25 protein-coding genes are annotated in these 23998 nt (G+C 38.6%); 6 read left to right on the top strand and 19 right to left on the bottom strand.

Annotation, left to right across the window (positions count from 1 at the left end):
* Positions 1-140 precede the first annotated feature (140 nt).
* Genes pyc through B5473_RS10670 form a run of 3 tightly spaced genes read right to left on the bottom strand, consistent with a single transcriptional unit; the run spans position 141 to position 5107 of the window.
* The gene (gene pyc, locus B5473_RS10680) at positions 141-3575 is read right to left on the bottom strand and encodes a pyruvate carboxylase (protein ID WP_079524951.1); all 3435 of its coding nucleotides are present in this window, start codon (positions 3573-3575) and stop codon (positions 141-143) included.
* Positions 3576-3592: 17 nt separating this feature from the next.
* Positions 3593-4765, bottom strand: a complete 1173-nt coding sequence (locus B5473_RS10675; RefSeq protein ID WP_079524949.1) for an FtsW/RodA/SpoVE family cell cycle protein — start codon at positions 4763-4765, stop codon at positions 3593-3595.
* A gap of 60 nt (positions 4766-4825) precedes the next feature.
* Positions 4826-5107 (bottom strand): YlaN family protein, encoded by a 282-nt coding sequence (locus tag B5473_RS10670; protein WP_008403446.1) that lies wholly within the window; start codon positions 5105-5107, stop codon positions 4826-4828.
* A 170-nt stretch (positions 5108-5277) separates the two neighbouring features.
* Between B5473_RS10670 and B5473_RS10665 the strand changes: the two genes are divergently transcribed.
* Positions 5278-5778, top strand: a complete 501-nt coding sequence (locus tag B5473_RS10665; protein ID WP_079524947.1) for a hypothetical protein — start codon at positions 5278-5280, stop codon at positions 5776-5778.
* Between the two features lie 12 nt (positions 5779-5790).
* A complete protein-coding gene (locus B5473_RS10660) occupies positions 5791-5994 on the top strand; it encodes a YlaI family protein (RefSeq protein WP_079524945.1) in 204 nt (67 codons plus the stop codon).
* 90 nt (positions 5995-6084) lie between these two features.
* Here B5473_RS10660 and B5473_RS10655 read toward each other — a convergent pair whose 3' ends face one another.
* From B5473_RS10655 to typA, 3 genes are all read right to left on the bottom strand, one after another.
* Entirely contained in the window at positions 6085-6723 is a 639-nt protein-coding gene (locus B5473_RS10655; RefSeq protein ID WP_079524943.1) for a fucose permease, read from the bottom strand.
* Positions 6724-6849: 126 nt separating this feature from the next.
* Positions 6850-7248, bottom strand: coding sequence for a YlaH-like family protein (locus B5473_RS10650; protein WP_079524941.1), 399 nt, complete (start codon positions 7246-7248; stop codon positions 6850-6852).
* A gap of 24 nt (positions 7249-7272) precedes the next feature.
* Positions 7273-9123: a translational GTPase TypA gene (typA, locus tag B5473_RS10645; protein ID WP_079524939.1), complete on the bottom strand. Its 1851-nt coding sequence runs from the start codon at positions 9121-9123 to the stop codon at positions 7273-7275.
* Between the two features lie 128 nt (positions 9124-9251).
* Here typA and B5473_RS10640 point away from each other — a divergent pair, with 128 nt between their 5' ends.
* Positions 9252-9467 carry a DUF5325 family protein gene (locus tag B5473_RS10640; RefSeq protein WP_008403452.1) on the top strand — a complete coding sequence of 72 codons (216 nt, stop codon included), beginning with the start codon at positions 9252-9254 and terminating at the stop codon, positions 9465-9467.
* 38 nt (positions 9468-9505) lie between these two features.
* Here B5473_RS10640 and B5473_RS10635 read toward each other — a convergent pair whose 3' ends face one another.
* Together B5473_RS10635 and B5473_RS10630 are read right to left on the bottom strand one after the other, a co-directional pair.
* Positions 9506-10300, bottom strand: coding sequence for an inositol monophosphatase family protein (locus tag B5473_RS10635; RefSeq protein ID WP_079524937.1), 795 nt, complete (start codon positions 10298-10300; stop codon positions 9506-9508).
* 140 nt (positions 10301-10440) lie between these two features.
* Positions 10441-10638 carry a hypothetical protein gene (locus B5473_RS10630; RefSeq protein WP_008403454.1) on the bottom strand — a complete coding sequence of 66 codons (198 nt, stop codon included), beginning with the start codon at positions 10636-10638 and terminating at the stop codon, positions 10441-10443.
* A 176-nt stretch (positions 10639-10814) separates the two neighbouring features.
* Between B5473_RS10630 and B5473_RS10625 the strand changes: the two genes are divergently transcribed.
* Positions 10815-11438, top strand: a complete 624-nt coding sequence (locus tag B5473_RS10625) for a YktB family protein (protein WP_079524935.1) — start codon at positions 10815-10817, stop codon at positions 11436-11438.
* 206 nt (positions 11439-11644) lie between these two features.
* On the opposite strand, the gene B5473_RS10620 is transcribed toward B5473_RS10625, so the two are convergent.
* Entirely contained in the window at positions 11645-11914 is a 270-nt protein-coding gene (locus B5473_RS10620; protein ID WP_079524933.1) for a UPF0223 family protein, read from the bottom strand.
* 22 nt (positions 11915-11936) lie between these two features.
* On the bottom strand, positions 11937-12896 hold the full coding sequence (locus B5473_RS10615; protein WP_079524931.1) for an NAD(P)H-dependent flavin oxidoreductase: 960 nt from the start codon (positions 12894-12896) through the stop codon (positions 11937-11939).
* Positions 12897-13022: 126 nt separating this feature from the next.
* Here B5473_RS10615 and B5473_RS10610 point away from each other — a divergent pair, with 126 nt between their 5' ends.
* Positions 13023-14492, top strand: coding sequence for an aminotransferase class I/II-fold pyridoxal phosphate-dependent enzyme (locus B5473_RS10610; protein WP_079524929.1), 1470 nt, complete (start codon positions 13023-13025; stop codon positions 14490-14492).
* Positions 14493-14532: 40 nt separating this feature from the next.
* On the opposite strand, the gene B5473_RS10605 is transcribed toward B5473_RS10610, so the two are convergent.
* The 8 genes from B5473_RS10605 to pdhA form a co-directional block, all read right to left on the bottom strand.
* Entirely contained in the window at positions 14533-15222 is a 690-nt protein-coding gene (locus B5473_RS10605) for an LrgB family protein (RefSeq protein ID WP_079524927.1), read from the bottom strand.
* On the bottom strand, positions 15185-15598 hold the full coding sequence (locus B5473_RS10600; RefSeq protein WP_079524925.1) for a CidA/LrgA family protein: 414 nt from the start codon (positions 15596-15598) through the stop codon (positions 15185-15187). Before B5473_RS10600 ends, B5473_RS10605 begins: the two co-directional genes overlap by 38 nt.
* 415 nt (positions 15599-16013) lie before the next feature.
* Positions 16014-16175 carry a hypothetical protein gene (locus B5473_RS20670; protein WP_176142069.1) on the bottom strand — a complete coding sequence of 54 codons (162 nt, stop codon included), beginning with the start codon at positions 16173-16175 and terminating at the stop codon, positions 16014-16016.
* A gap of 100 nt (positions 16176-16275) precedes the next feature.
* Complete coding sequence (locus B5473_RS10590) at positions 16276-16587, bottom strand: hypothetical protein (protein ID WP_079524921.1); 312 nt, start codon at positions 16585-16587, stop codon at positions 16276-16278.
* Positions 16588-16887: 300 nt separating this feature from the next.
* Positions 16888-18300, bottom strand: a complete 1413-nt coding sequence (gene lpdA / locus B5473_RS10585; protein ID WP_079524919.1) for a dihydrolipoyl dehydrogenase — start codon at positions 18298-18300, stop codon at positions 16888-16890.
* Positions 18301-18304: 4 nt separating this feature from the next.
* Positions 18305-19693 carry a dihydrolipoamide acetyltransferase family protein gene (locus tag B5473_RS10580; protein ID WP_079524917.1) on the bottom strand — a complete coding sequence of 463 codons (1389 nt, stop codon included), beginning with the start codon at positions 19691-19693 and terminating at the stop codon, positions 18305-18307.
* A gap of 18 nt (positions 19694-19711) precedes the next feature.
* Complete coding sequence (locus B5473_RS10575) at positions 19712-20689, bottom strand: alpha-ketoacid dehydrogenase subunit beta (protein WP_079524915.1); 978 nt, start codon at positions 20687-20689, stop codon at positions 19712-19714.
* A gap of 3 nt (positions 20690-20692) precedes the next feature.
* Complete coding sequence (gene pdhA / locus B5473_RS10570) at positions 20693-21808, bottom strand: pyruvate dehydrogenase (acetyl-transferring) E1 component subunit alpha (protein ID WP_079524913.1); 1116 nt, start codon at positions 21806-21808, stop codon at positions 20693-20695.
* A 382-nt stretch (positions 21809-22190) separates the two neighbouring features.
* On the opposite strand from pdhA, the gene def reads away from it, so the two are divergent.
* A complete protein-coding gene (gene def / locus B5473_RS10565; RefSeq protein ID WP_079524911.1) occupies positions 22191-22748 on the top strand; it encodes a peptide deformylase in 558 nt (185 codons plus the stop codon).
* A gap of 333 nt (positions 22749-23081) precedes the next feature.
* Here def and B5473_RS10560 read toward each other — a convergent pair whose 3' ends face one another.
* Positions 23082-23852 carry a Cof-type HAD-IIB family hydrolase gene (locus B5473_RS10560; protein ID WP_079524909.1) on the bottom strand — a complete coding sequence of 257 codons (771 nt, stop codon included), beginning with the start codon at positions 23850-23852 and terminating at the stop codon, positions 23082-23084.
* Between the last annotated feature and the right edge of the window lie 146 nt (positions 23853-23998).

The raw sequence follows: 23998 nt of genomic DNA, 5'->3' as shown, positions 1-23998 counted from the left end.
AGGTTGATAGTTACTAGAAAAGGGAGAATGCATTTTGCACTCTCCCTTTCGTTGTACTATTGTAGTAAATATAAATGAAGCGCCGCAAATTTTAATTCAAAATTTGCGGCACTTTTCATTTTAAGCTAGATAGACATGCCCTATTCTAATTCAATTAGCAAATCGCCTGTTGAAATGGCGTCTCCTGCTTTTGCATAAATATCTTTTACAATACCGTCTTTTGGTGCTTGGACTGTTGTTTCCATTTTCATCGCTTCAGTAATTAATAAGTGTTCGCCACGTTTTACTGTGCTTCCTTTATTAACAACGACTTTTAGAACAGTACCCGGCATTGTTGCACCGATTTGGTTCGGGTTGGACGGATCGGCTTTCAATGCAATGCTGCCGTCTACTTCAACCGTTAAGTCTTGAATTACCAGTTCACGAGATTGGCCATTCAGTTCAAAATAAATAATGCGTGTTCCGTCATGCTGCGGTTCACCAATTGATACAAGCTTAACAATCAGTGTTTTTCCTTTTTCGATCTCCACTTCAATTTCTTCACCAATTTTCAACCCGTAGAAGAATGTAGGCGTATCGAGTACAGAAACATCGCCGAATGCATTCACAGCATCAATATATTGCTCAAATACTTTCGGGTAAAGCGCATATGCCAGTACGTCTTGTTTAGAAGGTGCTCGTCCACACTTTTCAGTCAATTCTGCTGTCAGCTGATCGAAATCAACCGGCGGCAATAATTCTCCCGGACGCACTGTAATAGGTGTACGTTCCTTTAATACTACTTTCTGAATTTCCACCGGGAATCCGCCATGCGGCTGTCCTAAATAACCTTGGAAAAACTCAATAACAGATTCAGGGAAATCAATCGTTTGTCCACGCTCAACAATATTGTCTTCCGTTAAATCATTCTGTACCATGAATAACGCCATATCCCCTACTACCTTTGATGACGGTGTTACTTTTACAATATCACCAAACATTAGATTTACACGGGAATACATTTTCTTCACTTCATCCCAACGGTCGCCTAAACCAACTGCTTTTGCTTGTTGCTGCAGGTTACTGTATTGTCCGCCCGGCATTTCGTGTACATAAATTTCGGAATGTGGCGCATTCATGCCACTTTCGAAATCAACATAATATTTGCGAACATCTTCCCAGTAATAAGACAATTTTTCCAGGCTATCGATATCTGCCCGCACATTACGCTCAGATCCTTTCATTGCATAGTACAATGAGTTGGCGCTTGGCTGTGATGTTAAACCAGCCATTGAACCTAGTGCTGTATCGATAATATCAACACCTGCTTCAATTGCCTTCGCATATAAGTAAATGCCGTTTCCGCTCGTATCATGTGTATGCAAGTGAATTGGCAGACTAGTCGCATCTTTCAGCTCGGAAATAAGTCGATATGCAGCCTGTGGTTTAAGCAGTCCTGCCATATCTTTGATTGCCAGAATATGCGCGCCTGTTGCCTCCAGTTCACGTGCCATATCTTTGTAGTACTGAACCGTATATTTTGCACGGCTGTCATCTAAAATATCGCCTGTGTAACAGATTGCCGCTTCCGCTACTTTACCGCTATTACGTACTTCATCGATTGCTACTTCCATTCCTTTAATCCAGTTAAGAGAATCGAAAATACGGAAAACGTCAACCCCTGAAGAAGCGGATTCCTGAATGAACTCACGGATCAGATTATCCGGATAGTTCGTATAACCTACCGCATTTGCTCCGCGTAGCAACATTTGAAACAGAACATTCGGAATTTTCTTTCTAAGTTTTTCCAAACGGTCCCAAGGATTTTCGCTTAAGAAACGGTATGCAACATCGAATGTTGCCCCACCCCACATTTCAAGTGAGAAATAGTCATGCATTAGACGAGATGTTTCGTCTGCAATTTCAAGCATATCCTGTGTACGCACACGTGTTGCAAGCAATGATTGATGGGCATCGCGGAATGTCGTGTCTGTCAATAATACATCTTCTTGCTCCTTAATCCATTTCACAAGTCCGTCTGCACCCTGCGCATCAAGAATTTGCTTTGTGCCTTCTGGAGAAGGAATAAGAATATCTACTTTTGGCTTATCAGGTTGTACAAAAATCGGCTTTGTACGTTTTTCAACACCTGGGAATCCATTTAATGTGACATTTCCGATATAGTTTAATAGTTTTGTTCCACGGTCTTTACGTTCCGGGAATTCAAACAATTCCGGTGTCGTATCAATAAAGCTCGTATCAAACTCGCCTTTTATAAATTTTTCATGTAATACAACATTACCTAAAAACGGGATATTCGTTTTTACACCACGAATACGGAACTCGCGTAAGTTACGGTCCATTTTTGCCGCGGCTTCTTCAAACGTCATTCCCCATGTCGAAATTTTTACAAGCAAGGAATCATAGTATGGTGTTACAACAGCGCCCTGGAAGCCATTTCCTGCATCCAAACGAACACCAAAACCGCCACTTGAACGATATACCATCAATTTCCCTGTATCCGGCATAAAGTCGTTTGCAGGATCTTCCGTTGTTACTCGGGACTGAATCGCGTAACCGAATAGCGGAATTTTGTCCTGTGCAGGGATTCCTACTTCTTTCGAATGAAGGTCAAGCCCTTCTGCCACTTTAATTTGTGCATGCACAATATCAAGGCCGGTAATCATTTCAGTAATTGTATGTTCAACTTGAATACGCGGATTTACTTCAATGAAATAAAACTGATTGTCTGCAACTAAAAATTCTACAGTACCAGCATTAATATAGCCGACGTTTTTCATCAACTTAACAGCCGCATCACAAATATCATTGCGGAGCTGCTCAGAAATGGAGTTCGACGGTGCAATTTCCACTACCTTTTGGTGACGTCGTTGAATTGAACAGTCACGTTCATATAGATGCACAATATTGCCGTGTGTATCCCCAATAATTTGTACTTCAATATGCTTCGGCTTAATAATCGCCTTCTCCACATATACTTCATCCGAGCCAAATGCAGCTTTTGCTTCAGATTTTGCGCGCTCATAAGCTGATTGCAGTTCTTCTTTGGAATTTACTAAACGCATTCCACGTCCGCCACCGCCAAGAGCCGCTTTAATCATGATCGGGAATCCGTGAGTTTCACTGAACTGTTCTACTTCCTGCAAGTTTGCTACAGGGCCGTCTGTACCTGGAATAACCGGGATTTCCGCAGAAACCGCCTGTTCACGCGCTTTAACTTTATCGCCAAACATATCAAGATGCTTAGAAGTCGGTCCAATAAATTGAATACCTTCTTCTTCACAACGGCGCGCGAAATCAACATTTTCCGATAAAAAACCGTAACCAGGATGAATCGCATCCACGTTGGCCTCTTTTGCAATCTTAATGATGCCTTCAATATCCAAATAAGCATCAATCGGTTTTTTGCCTACGCCTACGATATATGCCTCGTCTGCTTTATAGCGGTGATAAGATCCGCTATCTTCACGAGAATAAATTGCAACTGTTTTAATATGTAACTCATTACAGGCGCGTAAAATACGGATGGCGATTTCGCCTCGGTTTGCAACTAAAATCTTTTGAATCGACTTCATTTCTCCTTAACCCCCAATTACTTTCTTTTTTCCAATTTGTGATGTGTGGATACATTAATAAGTATCCCCATTGCTACTGAGAGCAATAATATAGAAGTACCGCCATAGCTAATAAAAGGTAACGTTACTCCGGTTAACGGGATAAGTCCCGATAATCCACCTAAATTAATAAAAGTCTGTAATCCTATCCATGTAGAAATGCCCGCCGCTAACATTCGTGCAAGCGGATCTTTTGTTGACATCGCGATATAATAACCGCGCATCACAATAAAGCCTAAACCAAGAATAACAATTGATACACCAAAAATCCCTAACTCTTCGGCGATGATTGCCATAATGAAATCGGTTTGCGGTTCAGGTACATACCCCAGCTTTTGAATCGACTGCCCGAGCCCTCGACCTTCCAAACCCCCTGCTCCGATTGCATAATATCCGTTGACTACATGATAACCGGAATTAAGCGGATCACTGAAAGGGTCTATAAAGGAAGTAATACGGCCTCTTCGACTTGCGTTAAAAACCGTGTCCCATTTAAAGATTAAAATCCCGATCATTCCGACAACCCCTAGAGCCGAAAGCAGTCCAAAAATTCTGCCGAGCGTCTTACCTCTAAGTCCGCTCGTAATAACAACAACAAGTGCGATGGCTACAATGATAACAAGCGCACCCAAATCGGTTTCAAAACCGACAACAAGTACGATAAACAGCCACATGCCCAGAGGATACGACACATCATCAAATGTTAACAACTGCATCGAACCACGGTTCACACTTTTACGGTAAAAAGTTCCCGCAAAGAAAATAATAATAAAGAGTTTGGCAAATTCGGAAGGCTGGAAATTCATAAGGCCGAACAGGCTGATCCAACTTCTTGAACCATTAACACTATTGCCGGCTATTAAAAGCCATAACTCTAGTATAAACATAACTGCCAGCAAAAGACCTAATATAGACTTATTGGATAATCTTTTATATGGCGTAATGACAGCGACCGTAAACAAAATTAACGCTAAAATTATATTAACGAGCTGGCGATTGTAATAAAAGTTCGGATTTGCATCATATTGAATAATAGAGACCCAAATACTGGAACTGTAGATCATGACAAGTCCAAATAACATTAACAAAATGTAAACGAACAACAACCCATAATCAAAATTGCGGAAATAATTTTTAAAATATTGTTTCATGTTATAAACCTCATCTTTGAAAAAAAAACTCAAACCGCAATGTAGCGTTTGAGTTTTCTTTTATTTGTCTGTATACGCATCATGTAATAAAGAAAGCTCTTTCTCTAACGAATCGAGAATTTGCTTACCTTGTTCACGTTCGATCAGCCCGAGTTTCGCGGCAAATTCAATTTCACGCGATAAACCAAACATTTGTGTATCTAAAACTTCTTCATATAACGGACAAGATGGCATTGTCAGATTATCCATTTGTACGCGAATTAATCGAGCAATTTTATCTGCATCCGCAGTTAACAGCTCTAATGCTTTTTCCTGAAAGGAAGCTTGTGCTTTCGTATCCATGAGGACGCCCCCATCTATGATATTTCTTCGATTCTATCTTAGTAAAGTGTATCTTTTTACATTCAAAAATGCAAGTGTCTTTGTATGTTTTGCATTCAATTCAATTATATTTCTTTCTATGAGGAATCGCGTTATAATTATGAAGGAACTTAGTGAAGGGGGACTTACAAATGACCGAAACAATCATTCCAATTAAAGGCGCGGTTAAATTTGAACTAACATTAGATCCTACTGTATGGATTTTTGATGATCGTAAACTAGATCTGAATACATATTTTGTTTCAGAAAAAGTTGAAGAAAATAACGAAAAATATTTACGTGATATGGGTGCACACTGGTCGCGTGAAATTATGGAAGGTGCAGTATTTCCGCCTACATTGAAAACTGAACGTAAATTTGACCGTAAAGGCATGATGACAGGCACATTCGGAATGGAAATCAAACCATTTTTGAAAAATGCCGAACTTGCTGATGGTGCAAATGAAGTTGTTTTTGAATGTACAACAGACGAGGAATTTGCATTTCCATTAGAGCAGGCTGAAAGTTTCATTTTTAAATTCAGCCAAGATGGAAAGCCACTTTTAGAAGATGGACCAGTACATGTGTTATTTGCCGATGGTTCAAATGTTGAAAATCCAATAAAAAATGTGCGTGCGATTCGTATTCAATAGGAGGATTTCGTCATGCGTGTAAAATGTGTCATTTGCGATACACTACATGAACTACCAAACGATTTACCTTTAGCGAAAAAATTACGCAATCGTCCCATCCATACGTTTATGTGCACAACATGTTCGGAACGTATTTCCGATAACACACATAAACGAATAGCAACAGGAAAATTTCGCTTTTTCCGTACATCATCGAAATTTGATGAAGAGTTTTAAAATATGATTTGAAAACCAAAAACCATTTTTCTCAATGAGAAAAATGGTTTTTTGAGTTTCTTTATATGTTTTTCTTATTAAACGTAATTATTAAAATTCAAAAGACTGTTCATGGAATTTAAAGTCGACGAAGCTTTTTCCGTTAATTTTGCTTAACTGGAAGAAGTTCAATACTTCTGTTTTTACCCCTTCAAAAACACGTTCTTCATCAACTACATACGCTTCAACAGTCACTGGAATTTCGCCGAATTGTGCTTTTAAAGCATCTGCAATTTGCTGTGCTGTTTCTTCTGAAACTTCAGCGTCCACTAATAAGTGCACAGTAGCTTTGTCCGCTTTCACATTTTCAAGTGCTGTCTCTTCTTCCAGACCTTTCTGGAAGACATTCGACATAACTAATATTTCTTCTCCAACGATTGGTTGAATCAGTTCATTCACTTGCATGTTTACATTTTCACCATAATATTCGCCAAAATATTTACCGTCTTTTACTTCAAAATCATACACTGTTTTTGATGTTTCCGATTGGACCGTCACTTCAAAATCATCACCGATTGCAGGTGCCGTAGATTTAGTAACGACAAATTGATCGTTATAAATTTCACTTAGTTCCGCTGCTGCATTATCTTCATTTTTCGCCGATAATACTGCAGGTATAAAAATAACGCAAGATATAATAATTAGCGCTAATCCAACAATGATAAAGATTTGCTTTTTAGTAAGATTCATTATTCACTACTCCATTTTAGTTATTATCCCCAGTTATGAATTATAACGCTCCGAATAAAGCGTTTTCAATCAAACCGCCTTAAAAAAAGAAGGGAATGTGTCCAAATTAACACACCCCCCTCTCTATTAACTTAGCTGTTTCGCTTCTTCACGTTTTTCACGCCATAAACGTGATTTATAAATGATCAGAATTAACGCAGCTACAATTAAACCTTCAATCATCGGTAAAAATAGAGCTAAAAATGTTAACACTATACACCCTATAAACAGGAAAGTATAGATGATGACATTTCTGCCGAACGAAAGTTTTTTTGCAAAACCAAGTTTGTATACAATTGCCGACATAAGGAATACAAGAACGAATGTTGCATAGCCAGCTATTTCGTAGCTCGGTAAATTTTCGTATAAATATCTTGTAATTCCAGACATACGATTAAACACGTAATCACTTTCATTTGTAGATACAGTTGCCAGTAATACTAAATTTAAATAGCTACCAAACACAGCCATAATATTCAACATCATTCAACCTTTCCTTAATGACGCCAATTAAGCTTCTAACTCAGCGTTCTTTTTCTTTTTAGCAACACGTTCACGTTCACCTTTGTCAAGGATCTGTTTACGTAAACGGATTGATTCTGGAGTTACTTCCAGGTACTCATCATCACCTAAATATTCCAATGCTTCTTCAAGCGTTAAAATACGAGGCTTTTTAATAACATTCGTTTGGTCTTTATTTGCTGAACGGATGTTTGTTTTTTGTTTTTGTTTTGTAATGTTTACAGTAATATCGCCGTCACGGTTGTTTTCACCAACTACCATTCCTTCGTATACTTCTGTACCCGGCTCAATGAATAATGTACCACGGTCTTCAATACCCATCATACCATAAGTTGTTGATTTACCATTTTCCATAGAAACTAATACGCCTTGGTGACGTCCGCCTACTTTACCAGGTACTACTGGTGCATAGTGATCAAATGTATGGTTAATAATACCGAAACCTTTTGTGATCGACATGAATTCAGTTGTATAACCGATTAAACCACGTGCTGGTACGTTAAAGATTAAACGTACTTGTCCAGAACCGTTGTTTACCATATCAAGCATTTCACCTTTACGAGTACCGATTGATTCAATGATAGATCCTACTGAATCTTCAGGAACGTCGATTTGAACGCGCTCGATCGGCTCAGATTTAACGCCGTCGATATCACGGATGATTACTTGTGGTTTAGAAACTTGTAGTTCATAGCCTTCACGACGCATGTTTTCAATTAAGATCGATAAGTGAAGCTCACCACGACCTGAAACTGTCCAAGCATCTGGAGATTCTGTATCTTCTACGCGTAGAGATACATCTGTTTGTAATTGTGCACGTAAACGCTCTTCAATTTTACGAGAAGTTACCCATTTCCCTTCGCGACCTGCGAATGGTGAGTTGTTTACTAAGAATGTCATTTGTAATGTTGGCTCATCGATGCGTAATGGTGTTAATGCTTCTTGATGCTCGATTGGACAAACTGTCTCACCAACGTTAATATCTTCCATTCCTGATACTGCGATTAAATCACCAGCAATTGCTGTTTCAATTTCTTCACGTTTTAAACCGAAGAAACCAAAGATTTTTGTTACACGGAAGTTTTTCACTGTGCCATCTAATTTCATAAGAGAAACTTGTTGACCTACAGAAATTTTACCGCGGAATACGCGACCGATACCAATACGGCCAACGAAGTCATTATAATCAAGTAATGCTACTTGGAATTGTAAAGGCTCGTCCGAGTTATCTACTGGAGCTGGGATTGCTTCAATAATTTTCTCGAATAGGCATTTCATGTCTTCTTCTTGGTTTGCTGGGTCTGGATCTAAAGATGCCGTTCCGTTTACACCTGAAGCATAAACAACCGGGAAGTCTAATTGATCATCATCTGCACCAAGTTCGATTAATAATTCTAATACTTCATCTACTACTTCTAGTGGACGAGCTGAATCTTTATCTACTTTGTTAACTACAACGATTGGTGTTAAACGTTGCTCTAACGCTTTCTTTAATACAAAGCGTGTTTGCGGCATACAACCCTCATACGCATCGACAACTAAACAAACGCCATCTACCATTTTTAAGATACGTTCTACTTCTCCACCGAAGTCTGCGTGTCCAGGCGTATCAAGGATGTTGATACGAGTCCCATTGTAATTTACTGCAGTATTTTTAGCTAAAATCGTAATTCCACGTTCACGCTCTATATCACCAGAGTCCATTGCACGTTCTTCAACACGTTCGTTTGAACGGAAAGTCCCTGATTGTTTTAATAATTGGTCTACTAACGTTGTTTTACCATGGTCAACGTGAGCAATAATTGCGATATTACGAATATCTTGACGTAAATTTGTCATTATTCCACTCCATATTCTTTTTTCAATTGTTTAACTGTGATATTATAGCACATGAAAGATTAAATGTCTTTTCACAATAATTAATTACATTTATTGTCACATATAAAAAGTATATGGAGGTATGAACGATGAATAAAGCAAAATTTGTGATGTTTATTTACGCATTAGCTGCGATTCTTTCAATGATCAGCATTGGATTTGCATTTTCACTTGTTTTCATGACAGGTCCAAAATATGAAACAACCGGTTGGATCGGTGTTATTTTAGGTGTTATCGTAATGTGCGGAATTTTCGGTATGGCATTTAAGACAAAACGTAAATTCAGAGATCAAGGTTTACTATAGAAATAAAAAACTTCGGTGCAACGATGCACCGAAGTTTTTTATTTTTTTACTTCAATATATTTATCCAAAATTAACTGATGAATAGATGGGTTCGCGATTAGGAATGTATCTTTCGATAAATAATCGAAATCTTTGCCTTTTAAGTTTGTGGCAATTGCCCCTACTTCTTTTGCAATGATAACTCCCCCGCCAATATCCCAAGGTGCAAGGCGCATGGACATATAGGCATCCAGCTTTCCGCTTACAACAAATGCGATTTCCATTGCAGCCGAACCGTAAGAACGTGTACCGCGCACCGTGCGGACAAGTTCGATAATTTTTTCATGATTGATGCGGTTATTCGGCGTAACCCAGTTTGCATTGATGCCGATTACCGCCTCTTCGATCTTCACCGGCTGCAGCTTGCGCAGAGGAGAATTATTATACCATGCCCCTTCACCTGCAATTGCATTAAATAAATCTTCCCGCATTACATCAAATATGTAACCTAATACCCCGACACCATCAACATAAATACCGATTGTAATCATGAAATGACGATGCTGCTTCACAAAATTCATCGTGCCGTCGATTGGATCAATAATCCACACAACACCTTCCAGATCTTCAACTTTTTCGCCCATTCCTTCTTCACCTAAAATACGATGGTCCGGATTAAATGCCTTTATTTTTTCGATAAAAAATAATTCCGTTTCCCGGTCTATATTCGTAACTAAATCATTGGGATTCGACTTTGTTTCGATTTCAATATTATAGGAAAATGCTGCTCGAATATTTTTTCCTGCTTCAAAAATTATTTCTTTTGCAAATTCATCCAGTTTTCTTATATCCATCGTTCATCCACCTTCCGACAACAATCGCTAGTTTATATATGTAAATATGTTGAGCGTTTTTAAAGTATCCTTATTATAACAAAAAATCACTTGCTTTCTTACGTCGGCAAGTGATTTTTTATTTTGGAAAGGTTTTTTTGTTACGCATATGCATGTAGACCTTTTAATTCCTCTTGAATTTCTGTTAATCGTTTTTTAGATTTATCAATTTCAGACTGATTTTTGTCATTCATCGCCGCATAGAGTGTTGCTAGTTCATAATCCATTTCCAACATTAAAATCTCTTCGTATTGCTTTTCAATATCAACTTTGCGTATAATCTTAATCATCTGTTTCATAATAAATCACTTCCTTATCATAATTTTTCAGACTTTAACCAAACTGGATAATATGAGTAATTCCTTAAGACTTATAGCCTCACCTTTGATATTTTCCATTGGTATAAAGTTTCTATTACAAGATTTTTTCCCAAAAAATTAATAAAATAAACATTAAAACGAAAGGAATTATAAAAATGAGTATTGTCAAATGGACTAAAGAAGACTTCCAAGTATTTGATATTGACGGTCTAGATGAACGTATGGAAGCTTTAACAACAATTATCCGCCCGAAGTTTAATGAGCTATCAGAAACGTTTACAGGGTATTTCAGTGCACAAACAGGAGAAGAGTTTTTCGGTCATGTTGCGAAACATGCCCGCCGTACTGTAAACCCGCCGAAAGATTCCTGGGTTGCATTTGCTCCTTATAAGCGTGGTTATAAAGCTTTGCCGCATTTCCAGATTGGGTTATGGGGTACGCACCTTTTCATCGTTGTTGCAGTGATTTATGAAGCGCCGCAGAAAGAGGAAATGGCACAGCGCTTATTGAAAAATATGCAAGTGATTAAAGATTTATCCGATGATTACGTACTTTCCGGCGATCATATGCAACCAGATACGATCTCTTTAAAAGAGGCGCGCACCGAAAAGCTTGAACAGCTCCTTATACGCCTGCGTGATGTAAAAAAAGGAGAATTTCTTGTTGGGCGTCGTATACCTGCAGATGAGGCAATTAAAATGTCTGCAGAACAATTTTTACAATTGGCTGAACAAACGTTTGATGAGCTTCTCCCTGTTTATGAAATCATCAAAGGTTAATTGCAACCATTTATTATTAATATGTACAAAAGACTGCTAAACATTCCAACAATTTAAAAATAATTTAAAAAATTCTTAAAATTGAAATTAAAAGCAGCATTTTCCTTGTTGAAGAAAATGCTGCTTTTTGCTGTACAGAAAATCCGTTTCTTTTATAAGTGCTTCACCTTATACATTGAACATCCACTTCCGTCACAGCATTTTAATTACATTCTTACAATTTGCCCGTCCGCTAATTCTTTTGCTAACTTCACGACGCGGTATGGCACATAAGAGCTTGCCTGCTCAAATTCACGGCAGATTGTTTTTTCTTCCGCCTGGGAAGGTACAATCTCTTTAAAACGTTTGTAGCGTGCCATGACTAGTTCACGCTTTGCCCCTTTTTCGTATGCCATTTCCACCACTTCAAAAAAGCGTACGACATCAACCATTTCGTCTGTTGTCCAGTCCGTCGATAATGGGTATGAATATTCCATAGTTATTACCTGCCTTTAATTATTACTGACCCCATTTTAAACGGATTTTTTCCGCTTGTACAACCATACGCTGAATTAATTCTTCGGCTGACGGTACATCTTGAATTAATCCTGTTACTTGGCCTGCCCAGCCGAAACCTTTTGTCTCATCGCCACCATAAATGAAATTTTTGTTTGCTTCACCGCTAATATATGATTTCAGCGCTTCATATGTAGGCGTTTTTTGCTCCACTTCTAAAATCTCATCTGTAAATGCATTGCGGATCACTCGGGCAGGTGCACCAATCGAGCGTTTAATAATCGTCGTATCTGTTTCTTCACTGTCAATCAGTGCCTGTTTATACGCTAAAGAAGCGTGTACACATTCTTTTGTCGCAATAAAGCGTGTCCCCATTTCAATTCCTTCCGCCCCTAATGCATGTGCTGCCATCCATCCTCGGCCGTCTCCGATTCCCCCTGAAGCGATAACCGGAATTGATACACTATCGACTACTTGCGGTACGAGCACCATTGTTCCTACATCATCTCGCCCTAAATGGCCGCCGCCTTCTTGTCCTACTACCATTACTGCATCCGCTCCCAGCTGTTCTGCTTTCTGCGCTTGTCGTTTTGCGGCAACGAGTACAAGTTTTTTACATGATGCATCTTTTAATATGTCGAATATCGGTGCAGGATTTCCCCCAGTAATTGTTACTACAGGTACATCCATATCACCAGCCACTTCGATCATCTTTTCGTATCCTTTTCCATGCATTCCTATCGCAAAGTTTACACCAAACGGCCGATCTGTCATTTCTCTCACTTTTTTTATTTCTTCTTTTAACGCTTCCGGTGACGGCAAGCTCATTGCGGTAATCTGTCCTAATGCACCTGCATTTGAAACCGCTGCAGCAAGCTCAGAGTAGGCCAGGTATGCTAATCCCCCCTGAATAATCGGGTATTGAATTTGTAATAAATCAGTTACTTTTGTTTGCCATTTCATTGTTATTCCTCCTAAAATAATAACTGTCAAATCAGTTGATTAAAATATTTATATAGTCAGCAACTTTAATAGGTGCTATAATTCATTTGTTTTTAAAAAATACTATATAGTGAGGTGGTACCTGCGTTGTCACAGTTAGAGACTCCTTTGTTTGATGCATTACTTAAGCATCGCAACAGACACCCTATCCAGTTCCATATCCCAGGCCATAAAAAAGGGCAAGGTATGGATCCAGCTTACAGAGAATTTGTAGGCGACAACGTTTTATCAATTGATTTAATTAATATTGCTCCACTAGATGATTTACACGCTCCTAAAGGTGTGATTATGCAAGCACAAAACCTTGCTGCTGAAGCCTTTGGTGCTGACCATACATTTTTTTCCGTGCAAGGTACTAGTGGCGCCATTATGACGATGATTATGACTGTCGTTGGCCCAGGTGATAAAATTATAGTACCGCGGAATGTACATAAATCGATTATGTCAGCGATTGTTTTTGCAGGTGCTATTCCTATTTTTATTCATCCGGAAGTTGACAGCGAACTCGGCATTTCTCATGGTATTTCACCAGAGTCCGTTGAGCGCGCATTGACGACATATCCAGATGCGAAAGCCGTACTTGTCATCAACCCGACATATTTCGGTTTTGTAGCAGATTTAAAACGCATTGTCGAAATTGTACATGCACGTAATATTCCAGTAATTGTGGATGAAGCACATGGCGTTCATATTAAATTCCATGATGAGTTGCCGTTATCCGCAATGCAGGCCGGCGCAGATATGGCCGCTACGAGCACACATAAGCTTGGTGGCTCCATGACAGGCAGCTCTGTCTTAAACGTCAGAGAAGGCCTTGTAACAGCTAAAAGAGTGCAGGCTGTATTCTCTATGCTGACAACGACATCGACTTCCTATCCATTACTGGCGTCTTTAGATACGGCACGTCGCCAGCTTGCTGTCCATGGACATGATTTATTGGATGAAGCAATCCGTTTGGCAAAAGATGCCCGTAAACGCATTAATGCAATTCCGCATCTACATTGTGTAGGACGTGAAAAACTCGGAACTTCGGCTACATTTGATATGGATCCATTAAAACTGTTAATATGTGTTAAAGATTTAGGCATTACCGGACATGTTGCAGAAGAATGGTTACGTCAAAACGCCAACTTGGAAGTAGAGTTGTCCGATCTATACAATATTTTATGCTTAGTAACAATTGGAGATTCGAAAAAAGAAATTAATTTACTTGTTAATGCTTTGACACGTATGTCGAAAAACTTCGAATCGGAAGCATCGATTACTGAAACAAATGTACAAATACCTGAAATTCCTGCTCTTGCTATGACACCGCGTGATGCATTTTATGCACAAACAGAGAGTATTCCTCTTGCACAGGCAGAAGGATATATTTGTGCAGAATTTATAATGGTGTACCCACCGGGCATTCCAATATTTATTCCCGGGGAAATAATTACGCAAAGCAATATTGATTTTATTAAGATGAATATTGAAGCGGGTCTTCCTGTTCAAGGGCCTGAAGACAGTACATTACAAAATATTCGTGTTATTAAAGAGCGGAAAGCGATTTATTAATATTTCAGACAGACAGCTAAATGCATGCTGTCTGTCTTTTTTAAAATAAATAAATCGAAATAAGTGGAATAATGAAGGCCCCTACAACCGCACTAAGCCCCATAGACAGTGACCCAATCGATAAATCTTCTTCACTATACTCCTTTAATTTTGTCAATCCGACACCATGAGAAGCACTTCCCATAGCGACTCCTCTACTGATCGCCGTATCAATTTTAAATAATTTAAATAGTACCGGACCTAAAATAGCACCAGTAAATCCTGCTACCATTACCATTACAGCAGTCAGCGGAGGTATCCCGCCAACAATATCACTTACTTGCATTGCAACAGGTGTCGTTAATGATTTTGGTAATGAAGTAAGGATAAAGTCTTTGCTTGAACCGAAAAGTAAAAGTAATGCTACAACGCTAATCAGACCTGCGAGCATTGCGACAATGATACTCGTAATAATCGAGTATTTGTATTTAAATATAAGCTCCCGCTGGTTGTATAAAGGAAATGCCAACGCTACGACTGCAGGACCGAGCATTTTGGATATCCACTGCCCCCCTTCCATGTACGTTTCATATGGAATATTAAAAACTAGTAAAATAATGACTGTAATACAAGTCGCCGTTAAAATAGGCAATAATAATGGGTGGCTAAATTTCAGGTACAGCCTGTTCAGTAAAATAAATAGAAGAACAGTGCTACTTATGATGAATAGAATTAGCAGTAGATGCAGCAATATTCTCTCCCTCCTTCATTTTGCATTCCTTTCTTTCTATAAATTTACTTATTTTCCCGGTAATGACCAGCGCAAAAATTGTACTCATAATAACAGCTAAAACAAAAAGCCCTCCTGATAGCGTGAGCAATTCAGGATAATTGATGACTCCTACTGTTGAAGGAATAAAAAACAATGTTAAAAATGCTAGCATAAAACTGGCACCGTTTTGTATGTATTTCACATTTAAAATTTTAAAGTAAAGAGCAAGCCATAATATAACTAACCCGATAATACTTCCAGGTATAATAATACCGGTAACCGAAACGATAAATTCTCCTGTGAGATAAAACAAAATGATAATACCAATTTGAGCAATAGTACGAATAATCTCCACCAGCTAACCCCCTTTACACAGTTTTTCCTCCGCATTAACAGGTAGTAACTCTCCGCCCCTAAACGTAAACAGGACGAAAAGGATGGGTGGGAGATCAACTACCCGTAATAGTTCGGTTGATTCTGACCAACACAATTTTGGTCGCACAAGCGTTGTCACAGGACGTGACGGTTTTAGCTTGCGTTCCTTCAAATCAGTTGAGATGCCCCGACTGAGTGAAGTTTTACTTTATTGTACGTCCATTAGAAATTTCTGTCTATTTTATTTTCCTACTATAATTTGGGTCATTACTTCGTATTTAAAGTAAAATGAAAGCTACCTTGTTTAAATTATACAAGATAGCTTCCGGTCGTTATATTCATTTAAAATGTTAGTAGTCATCAAGCTGCTCAGAATAATTGAAAGTTCGTTATCATTAATTTTTCATTTCATTTTTTAGTTTTAGTTGTACATCCGTAAGAGCTCCTAAAACACTTCTTAAAGCAAAAATCAGTTCATGTACCGATGCATTTTCATCAATAACCTCTTTTGCAAATTGCATTGACTGATTTATTTGTTCGACAGATTGATCTGTCATTTCATTGAACGGAAATTGATTTATATTAAATAAAATAGCCTGCAATGTATTCCGTAAAACGGATTCGGCATTTTGGATCGGCTTTTCCCTATTTATATATTTATATGGATATTGTGATTGGGCTTGTTTGAAGTTTCCCTGCCGCTGTAATCAGCCCGTCATAAGCTTGTGCTATATCAGTAGACTTCATATTGATAGCATCGAATATAGCGCGCTGTAACAACTCATAAGAGTCTATTGTAAAATCTTCTTTTTGCACTTCAAGCAGCTTCCTTACCAATACATCAAGTGCAATTGTTGCAAAACGCTCCGTCTGGCCCTCGTGCTTTTCTTCTTTTAAATCCATTAATAATACAACTGTCGATGATATCCATTCACTTTGCAGTTTCTTTTTTTCACTTGAATAATTCATACCGTGACAACTCCCTTAATCAATGAAATCCTACAAGCAGTCTATCTTCTATAATTAGAGCTTATTTCACAATTTAGCCGAATGGTATTTAGTTTGTTTGCTCTACTTTTTTATTTTTAAAATGAATCTTTCAGTTATATATAACCATTTTTTACAATTTAAAAACCTTCTTTATAATGGATGGAAAAATTTTTCTGCTCCCATTATAAAGAAGAGTTTTATCGCTGTATGCTCCCCTGTTATTCATACACGTAAAAAACACTGCCCATTTAATAATGGGCAGTGTAAATTTATATAAGATTATTTAGATACAATATGGATTGGGTTGCCTAGTAAAACTTCAGCAGCTTCCATTGTAATTTCACCTAAAGTTGGGTGTGCGTGGATAGTTAATGCGATATCTTCTGCAGTCATACCGCCTTCAATAGCAGTTGCCATTTCAGCGATCATATCAGAAGCACCAACACCAACGATTTGAGCACCAACTAATAAGCCGTCTTCTTTACGCGCTACTAGTTTCACGAAACCTTCTGTTTCGTTTAATGCTAATGCACGACCGTTTGCAGCGAATGGGAATTTAGCAGCTTTCACTTCTAAACCTTCCGCTTTTGCTTGCTCTTCAGAGTAACCTACAGTTGCCATTTCTGGATCTGTGAAGCATACTGCTGGAATTGCTAAGTAGTCAACTACTGATGGTTCACCAGCGATTGCTTCTGCAGCAACTTTACCTTCATAAGAAGCTTTGTGAGCTAGTTGTGGACCTGCAACGATATCACCGATTGCATAGATGTTCGATACTGAAGTACGACCTTGTTTGTCTACTTCCAATAATCCGCGTTCTGCAAATTTAATACCTACTTCTTCTAAGCCCATTTCATCCGTATTCGGACGACGACCTACAGTTACTAATACGTAATCTGCTTCAACAGTTTTTTCTTCGCCGCCTACTTCATAAGTAACAACTACGCCATTATCGCTTTCTTCTACGCCTTTAGCAGATGCGTTTACTACAACTTCAACGCCCTTTTTCTTAAGACCTTTTTTAACGATTTGCGTCATTTGTTTTTCGAAACCAGCTAAAATATCTTTACCGCCTTCGATAATTGTTACTTGAGAACCTAAGTTAGCATAAGCTGAACCAAGCTCTGTACCGATGTAACCGCCACCGATAACAACTAATTTACCTGGTACTTCAGGGAAAGATAATGCACCAGTAGAGCTTACTACACGCTTAGTAAATTTAAATGTTGGGATTTCGATTGGACGAGATCCTGTTGCTAAAATAGCATTTTTGAATGTATAAGTTTGAGCATTATCGCCGTCGATAACACGTACAGTGTTTGCATCCACGAAGTATGCTTCACCTTTTACGATATCTACTTTGTTTCCTTTTAATAAACCTTCAACGCCGCCTACTAATTTTTTAACAACGCCGTCTTTAAATGCTTGTGCTTTAGACCAGTCTAATTTCACTTCAGATGCAGTAACACCCATATCATCTGAATGTTGAGCATTTTCAAAGCGGTGACCTACAGAAATTAAAGCTTTTGAAGGGATACAACCTACGTTTAAACATACCCCACCTAATGCTCCACGTTCAACGATCGTTACTTTTTGACCTGTTTGTGCTGCACGAATTGCTGCTACATAGCCACCAGGGCCAGAACCTACTACAAGAGTATCTAGTTCAATTGGAAAATCTCCTACTACCATTTTTTTACGCCTCCATTAATAATAGTTGCGGCTCACTTAATAAACGTTTTAAATGATTTAAAGCGTTTTGTGCAGTCGCTCCATCGATCATTCGATGATCAAAGCTCAATGATAATGCTAACACATGTGCTGCTACAATTTCACCATTTTTTATTACTGGTTTCTCTGAAATACGCCCAATTCCTAAGATTGCCACTTCAGGATGGTTAATTACTGGTGTGAACCATTGTCCTCCAGCTGAACCGATGTTTGTAATCGACATTGACGCACCTTTCATTTCATGCGTTGCTAGCTTACCATCACGTGCTTTTACAGCCAATTCATTAATTTCTTGAGATAAGCCAAATACTGACTTACGATCAGCATGCTTAATTACAGGAACTAATAAACCTTTTTCTGTATCAGCAGCAATACCAATATTATAGTAATGTTTTTGAATAATTTCTTGTGTCGCATCATCCAGTGAACGGTTGAAATCAGGATATTTACGTAAAGTCGAGATTAAAGCCTTCACAACGTACGGTAAATACGTTAATTTAACACCTTGTTCTGCTGCAATATCCTTGAATTGTTTACGGTGTGCAACAAGTTCTGTCACGTCCACTTCATCCATTAACGTTACGTGCGGAGCCGTATGTTTTGAATGTACCATCGCTTTTGCGATCGCTTTGCGGATACCGCTCATTTTTTCGCGTGTTTCAGGGAACTCGCCTTCAAGTGCTACAGGAGCAGCTTGCTTTGTTTCTGCATGTTTCTCATCTGCTTGTGGCTGTTGTGCTTCTTTTACTTCTTCTGTTTCAGAAGCAGACTGTTGACCACCGTTTAGGAAGCTCTCAATATCTTCTTTTAACACACGGCCGTTTTTGCCTGTGCCTGAAACTTGCTGAATCTCGACACCTTTTTCACGAGCATACTTACGAACAGAAGGCATTGCGATAATGCGTTTGCCAGAAGTTTCTGTTTCAGATGGCGATGCAGCTTTTTCTGTTTCAGCAGGAGTTCCCGGCTGAGCAGCATCTGCATTTTTATCCGTTTTAGTTTCTTCTTTTTTCACATCTTGGCCAGCCTCGGCAGTAGACTGTACTTGTGCTTCTGTTTTGTTTGATTCATTTGATTCGTGGTGGTCATCACCTTTTAGTTTTAAATCTTCATAGCCTGGTGCATCAAAGCGGATTAAGGCATCCCCGACAATCGCAACCGTTCCTTCTTCTACATAGATTTCTTCTACTGTACCATCAACTGGTGACGGAATTTCAACGACTGCTTTATCATTTTGAACTTCAGCTAAAATATCGTCTTCTTTTACTTGATCGCCAGGTTTAACGAACCACTTGACGATTTCACCTTCATGAATACCTTCTCCGATATCTGGTAAACGAAACGTAAATGCCATTTATCTCACCCTCAATTCTTAGAATGTTAAGACTTTCTTTGCAGTTTCCATTACATCTTTATACGTAGGTAGCCATACACCTTCCGCTTGTGGGAATGAATAGATTGTATCTGGTGCAGCAACACGTAATACTGGCGCTTCCAATGATAGAATTGCACGTTCTGTAATTTCTGCGACTACATTTGCCGCAATACCTGCTTGCTTTTGCGCTTCCTGAACAACAATTGCGCGACCTGTTTTTTCAACAGATGCGATAATCGTTTCGACATCTAACGGCTGAATTGTACGTAAATCGATTACTTCTACTGAGTAGCCTTCTTTCTCCAATTCTTCTGCCGCTTTTAGACTCTCGTGAACCATTAAGCCGTAAGCAATGATCGAAAGGTCTTTTCCTTCACGCTTCACATCTGCTTTACCCAATTCAATCGTATATGACTCTTCCGGAACTTCTTCACGGAATGAACGGTAAAGTTTTAAATGCTCTAAGAAAATAACCGGATTATCATCACGAATCGAAGCAATCATTAAACCTTTTGCATCATATGGTGTTGACGGAACAACTACTTTTAATCCTGGTGATTGAGCCATCAACCCTTCTAATGAATCCGAGTGCATTTCAGGCGTATGAACACCACCGCCAAATGGAGAACGGATTGTTACTGGTGCATTATACGTACCGCCTGAACGGTATCTCATACGAGCTAATTGCCCGCTGATAGAATCCATTACTTCGAATACGAAGCCGAAAAATTGAATTTCAGGCACTGGACGGTATCCAGTTAACGCTAAACCAATTGCTAAACCACCGATTCCTGATTCTGCAAGTGGCGTATCAAATACACGATCAACGCCGAATTCTTTTTGAAGACCTTCTGTTGCACGGAATACCCCACCGTTTACACCAACGTCTTCACCGAATACTAAAACGTTCTCGTCATTTTTTAATTCGCAACGTAATGCATCTGTAATTGCTTGAATCATTGTCATTTGTGCCATGGCTTATTTCGACTCCTTCTCTTTATAAATCGCATACTGTTCTTTTAAGTTCGCCGGCATTTCTCCAGCGTACATATTTTCCATTAATTCCGTAACTTTTTGTTTTGGTGCTTGGTCTGCTTGTTTAATAGCATCTTTAATTTCTTCTTTAGCACGCTCAATTACTGCTTCTTCTTTTTGCTCATCCCATAAACCTTTACCTTCAAGGAATGTGCGGAAGCGTACTAATGGATCTTTCGCAGCCCATTCATTGTCGATATCCGTTGTACGGTAACGTGTAGGGTCATCCCCTGCCATCGTATGTGGCCCATAACGATAACACATTGTTTCGATTAATGTTGGCCCTTCACCACGAACAGCACGGTCACGCGCATCCTTTGTCGCTGCATATACTGCTAATGGGTCCATTCCGTCTACTAATACACATGGAATACCTGCCGCTACACCTTTTTGTGCAATTGTTTTAGCAGATGTCTGTAATTCACGCGGTGTTGAAATTGCATATTGGTTGTTTTGTACAATGAAAATCGCCGGTGATTTGAATGCACCTGCAAAGTTAATTCCTTCGTAGAAATCACCTTGTGATGAACCACCATCACCTGTGTAAGTAATCGCAACTGTTTTTGAACCACGTTTTTGTAAACCAAGTGCTACACCAGCAGTTTGGATATATTGTGCACCGATAATAATTTGTGGTGCCAATACATTAACGCCTTCCGGTACTTGGTTACCAATGAAGTGACCACGGCTGAATAAAAATGCCTTCCATAGAGGTAAACCGTGCATAACGATTTGCGGAACATCACGATAACCCGGTAAAATCCAGTCTTCTTTTTCCAAAGCATAGTGCGATGCAAGTTGTGAAGCTTCTTGACCCGCAGTCGGTGCATAGAAACCAAGACGTCCTTGGCGGTTTAACGAAATCGAACGTTGATCTAAAATACGTACGTAAACCATACGTTCCATCAATTCAACTAATTGCTCGTCTGTTAAGTCCGGCATTGCCGCTTCATTTACTATTTCACCCTGCTCGTTTAAAATTTGGAACATCTCAAACTTACTTTCAATTTCCTGTAACGTTCCAGCTGGGTCCAATTGATTCTTCATTTTTTCTGCCATTGTTTACATCCCCTTTGAACTGTATTAAAAAATTTTCGTTTTTTACTAGTACAACGTTTCTATACACCGAGTATAAAGAATAAAATTCTATCGGTCAATCATTGTTTATCATCTTAATTAAAGATTTTTCCTCACATTTGTTAAAACTAATACAGTTACATTACCTGTATTACAGTGGAATCACCTCTGTACTATAATAGAAAAAACACCAATAAATTTTATTATTTAATTTATAACACCACACGATTTATTCATTCCCTTATAATGAATTGTTAAATCTAAATTTATGATAAATTTCTTTTGGAGAAGCATTTTTCTTACTTCGATTCCGGAGAGTCGTGTATACTTACACATATAAGTTTGAACTGAAAGGAAGTTTCACATGATTTTAATGGAACATATTATCCGTGAAGGACACCCTACTTTACGTACCCGCGCGGAAGAAGTTACTTTTCCGTTATCTGCAGAAGATCGAAAACTCGCAGATGATATGCTGCAATATTTAATTAATAGCCAAGATCCTGAAATTGCTGAAAAATATAATTTACGCGGCGGCATCGGCTTAGCTGCAAACCAGGTAAACAGTTTAAAACGTATGTTTGCACTGCATTTGGAAGATGATAACGGCGAACAGATTAGCTTTGTCGCGATTAACCCTAAAATTGTAAGCCATTCTGTTGAACAGACTTATATAACAAGCGGTGAAGGCTGCTTATCTGTAGACCGTGCTGTGCCTGGCTATGTTTATCGCTATGCACGTATCACTGTGAAGTTTATGACAGTGGACGGAGAAGAAAAGAAAATGCGTTTATCAGGACTTCCTGCAATCGCATTCCAACACGAGCTTGATCATTTAAATGGTGTTATGTTTTACGATCGCATCGATGAAAAAGACCCGTTTGTCCAATTAGAAAACAGCATTCCATTCGGAAGAGATTAACTTCAGCAGAACCCATTTTCGTTAGGAGCGAAAATGGGTTCTTTTTTTAATCAGTTATTATAGAAGAAAGTCAATTTAGCTTGTGAAAGTTCTAATAAATTCATAAATGTTCCAATATCTTATTAAATGTTCTAATAAAAATGAGATTTTCTAATATAACTGTCCATTGTTCTAAAATACCAGCGCGATGTTCTAATATCCTTTCCATTCTTTCTAATATCGATATCCGATTTTCTAATAAATATTAACCTTGTTCCAATAAAACCCAGATCAGACTTCTCAAACAAAAAAACGCTGTGAAAAATTCTTTCACAACGCTTTTCCCTAACCTGACTAAATTAACTTCAATTTCTTCATCGCGTCAGCCAAGCCGTCATTGTCCACATGCCCCGTAATCATTGAAGCTACTTCCTTTGCACGGTCATGACCATTTTCCATCGCAACACTATAGCCAAACTCTGACAGCATCTCAATGTCATTTAATCCATCGCCAAATGTTATAACATCCTCTATCGGAAAATTAATATGTTCCAGCAATTTTCGAATGCCATTTGCCTTTGAACCACCATCCGGAAGCACATCACAAGAGAAAGGATGCCAACGGATAAATTGTACTTGAGGGAATTGCTGTTCATAAATCGGCTGGTCTTTTTCTTCTATAAATACAAGTGTTTGATAAACCGGCGTATGCAAATAGTATTGCGGATCGATTTGCGGATATGGATATTGAAGTGTCGATAAACTGCTTTCCACACTTTCATAGTCGCTTTCTGAAGCAATCATTTCCTTTTCATTCAGGAAAACTAACGGATGATTTCGCTGTGCGCCAAATTCGAGAATTTCTGTTAAAGTTTCGTTGGCGATTTGATCTGTATAAACGACTTCGCCTTGATAAACTACATATTGCCCGTTAAATGTCACATATGTATCGATTTCAAGCTCTTCCAGTATATCTTTTATCATAAATGGCGCACGGCCTGTTGCAATCGCAATTTCATGACCGTTTTCACGTGCCTTGAATATCGCTTCCTTTGCTGAAGCAGGTAATTTTTTATCTGAATTATATAGAGTACCGTCTACATCAAAAAATAATATTTTCTTCAATTTATAACGCTCCTTTATTTTTATAGACCCTTTACAAAAATCTGAATATTTAGTATAATGAGTGTGAGGAGTGATGACCTATGTTAAAACGTCTCAAAAAGAAATGGCGAAAACGATTAAATGGCATCCTCGGAAAAAAATTAATT

This window comes from Solibacillus isronensis (assembly GCF_900168685.1).
Lineage (GTDB): Bacteria > Bacillota > Bacilli > Bacillales_A > Planococcaceae > Solibacillus > Solibacillus isronensis_A.
Note: the sequence above shows the minus strand (reverse complement) of the source record. Positions and strands in the feature narration are given on the sequence as shown.

Bases quoted from the DNA above. Each gene is read 5' to 3' on its own strand.
- B5473_RS10640 (WP_008403452.1), top strand. From the start codon at position 9,252: ATGAATAAAGCAAAATTTGTGATGTTTATTTACGCATTAGCTGCGATT.
- pdhA (WP_079524913.1), bottom strand. From the start codon at position 21,808: ATGGCAGAAAAAATGAAGAATCAATTGGACCCAGCTGGAACGTTACAG.
- lpdA (WP_079524919.1), bottom strand. From the start codon at position 18,300: ATGGTAGTAGGAGATTTTCCAATTGAACTAGATACTCTTGTAGTAGGT.
- pyc (WP_079524951.1), bottom strand. From the start codon at position 3,575: ATGAAGTCGATTCAAAAGATTTTAGTTGCAAACCGAGGCGAAATCGCC.
- B5473_RS10670 (WP_008403446.1), bottom strand. From the start codon at position 5,107: ATGGATACGAAAGCACAAGCTTCCTTTCAGGAAAAAGCATTAGAGCTG.
- B5473_RS10625 (WP_079524935.1), top strand. From the start codon at position 10,815: ATGAGTATTGTCAAATGGACTAAAGAAGACTTCCAAGTATTTGATATT.
- B5473_RS10675 (WP_079524949.1), bottom strand. From the start codon at position 4,765: ATGAAACAATATTTTAAAAATTATTTCCGCAATTTTGATTATGGGTTG.
- B5473_RS10660 (WP_079524945.1), top strand. From the start codon at position 5,791: ATGCGTGTAAAATGTGTCATTTGCGATACACTACATGAACTACCAAAC.
- typA (WP_079524939.1), bottom strand. From the start codon at position 9,123: ATGACAAATTTACGTCAAGATATTCGTAATATCGCAATTATTGCTCAC.
- B5473_RS10590 (WP_079524921.1), bottom strand. From the start codon at position 16,587: ATGAATTATTCAAGTGAAAAAAAGAAACTGCAAAGTGAATGGATATCA.
- B5473_RS10650 (WP_079524941.1), bottom strand. From the start codon at position 7,248: ATGATGTTGAATATTATGGCTGTGTTTGGTAGCTATTTAAATTTAGTA.
- B5473_RS10620 (WP_079524933.1), bottom strand. From the start codon at position 11,914: ATGGAATATTCATACCCATTATCGACGGACTGGACAACAGACGAAATG.
- B5473_RS10630 (WP_008403454.1), bottom strand. From the start codon at position 10,638: ATGAAACAGATGATTAAGATTATACGCAAAGTTGATATTGAAAAGCAA.
- def (WP_079524911.1), top strand. From the start codon at position 22,191: ATGATTTTAATGGAACATATTATCCGTGAAGGACACCCTACTTTACGT.
- B5473_RS10615 (WP_079524931.1), bottom strand. From the start codon at position 12,896: ATGAAATGGCAAACAAAAGTAACTGATTTATTACAAATTCAATACCCG.
- B5473_RS10665 (WP_079524947.1), top strand. From the start codon at position 5,278: ATGACCGAAACAATCATTCCAATTAAAGGCGCGGTTAAATTTGAACTA.
- B5473_RS10655 (WP_079524943.1), bottom strand. From the start codon at position 6,723: ATGAATCTTACTAAAAAGCAAATCTTTATCATTGTTGGATTAGCGCTA.
- B5473_RS10575 (WP_079524915.1), bottom strand. From the start codon at position 20,689: ATGGCACAAATGACAATGATTCAAGCAATTACAGATGCATTACGTTGC.
- B5473_RS10580 (WP_079524917.1), bottom strand. From the start codon at position 19,693: ATGGCATTTACGTTTCGTTTACCAGATATCGGAGAAGGTATTCATGAA.
- B5473_RS20670 (WP_176142069.1), bottom strand. From the start codon at position 16,175: ATGACAGATCAATCTGTCGAACAAATAAATCAGTCAATGCAATTTGCA.
- B5473_RS10635 (WP_079524937.1), bottom strand. From the start codon at position 10,300: ATGGATATAAGAAAACTGGATGAATTTGCAAAAGAAATAATTTTTGAA.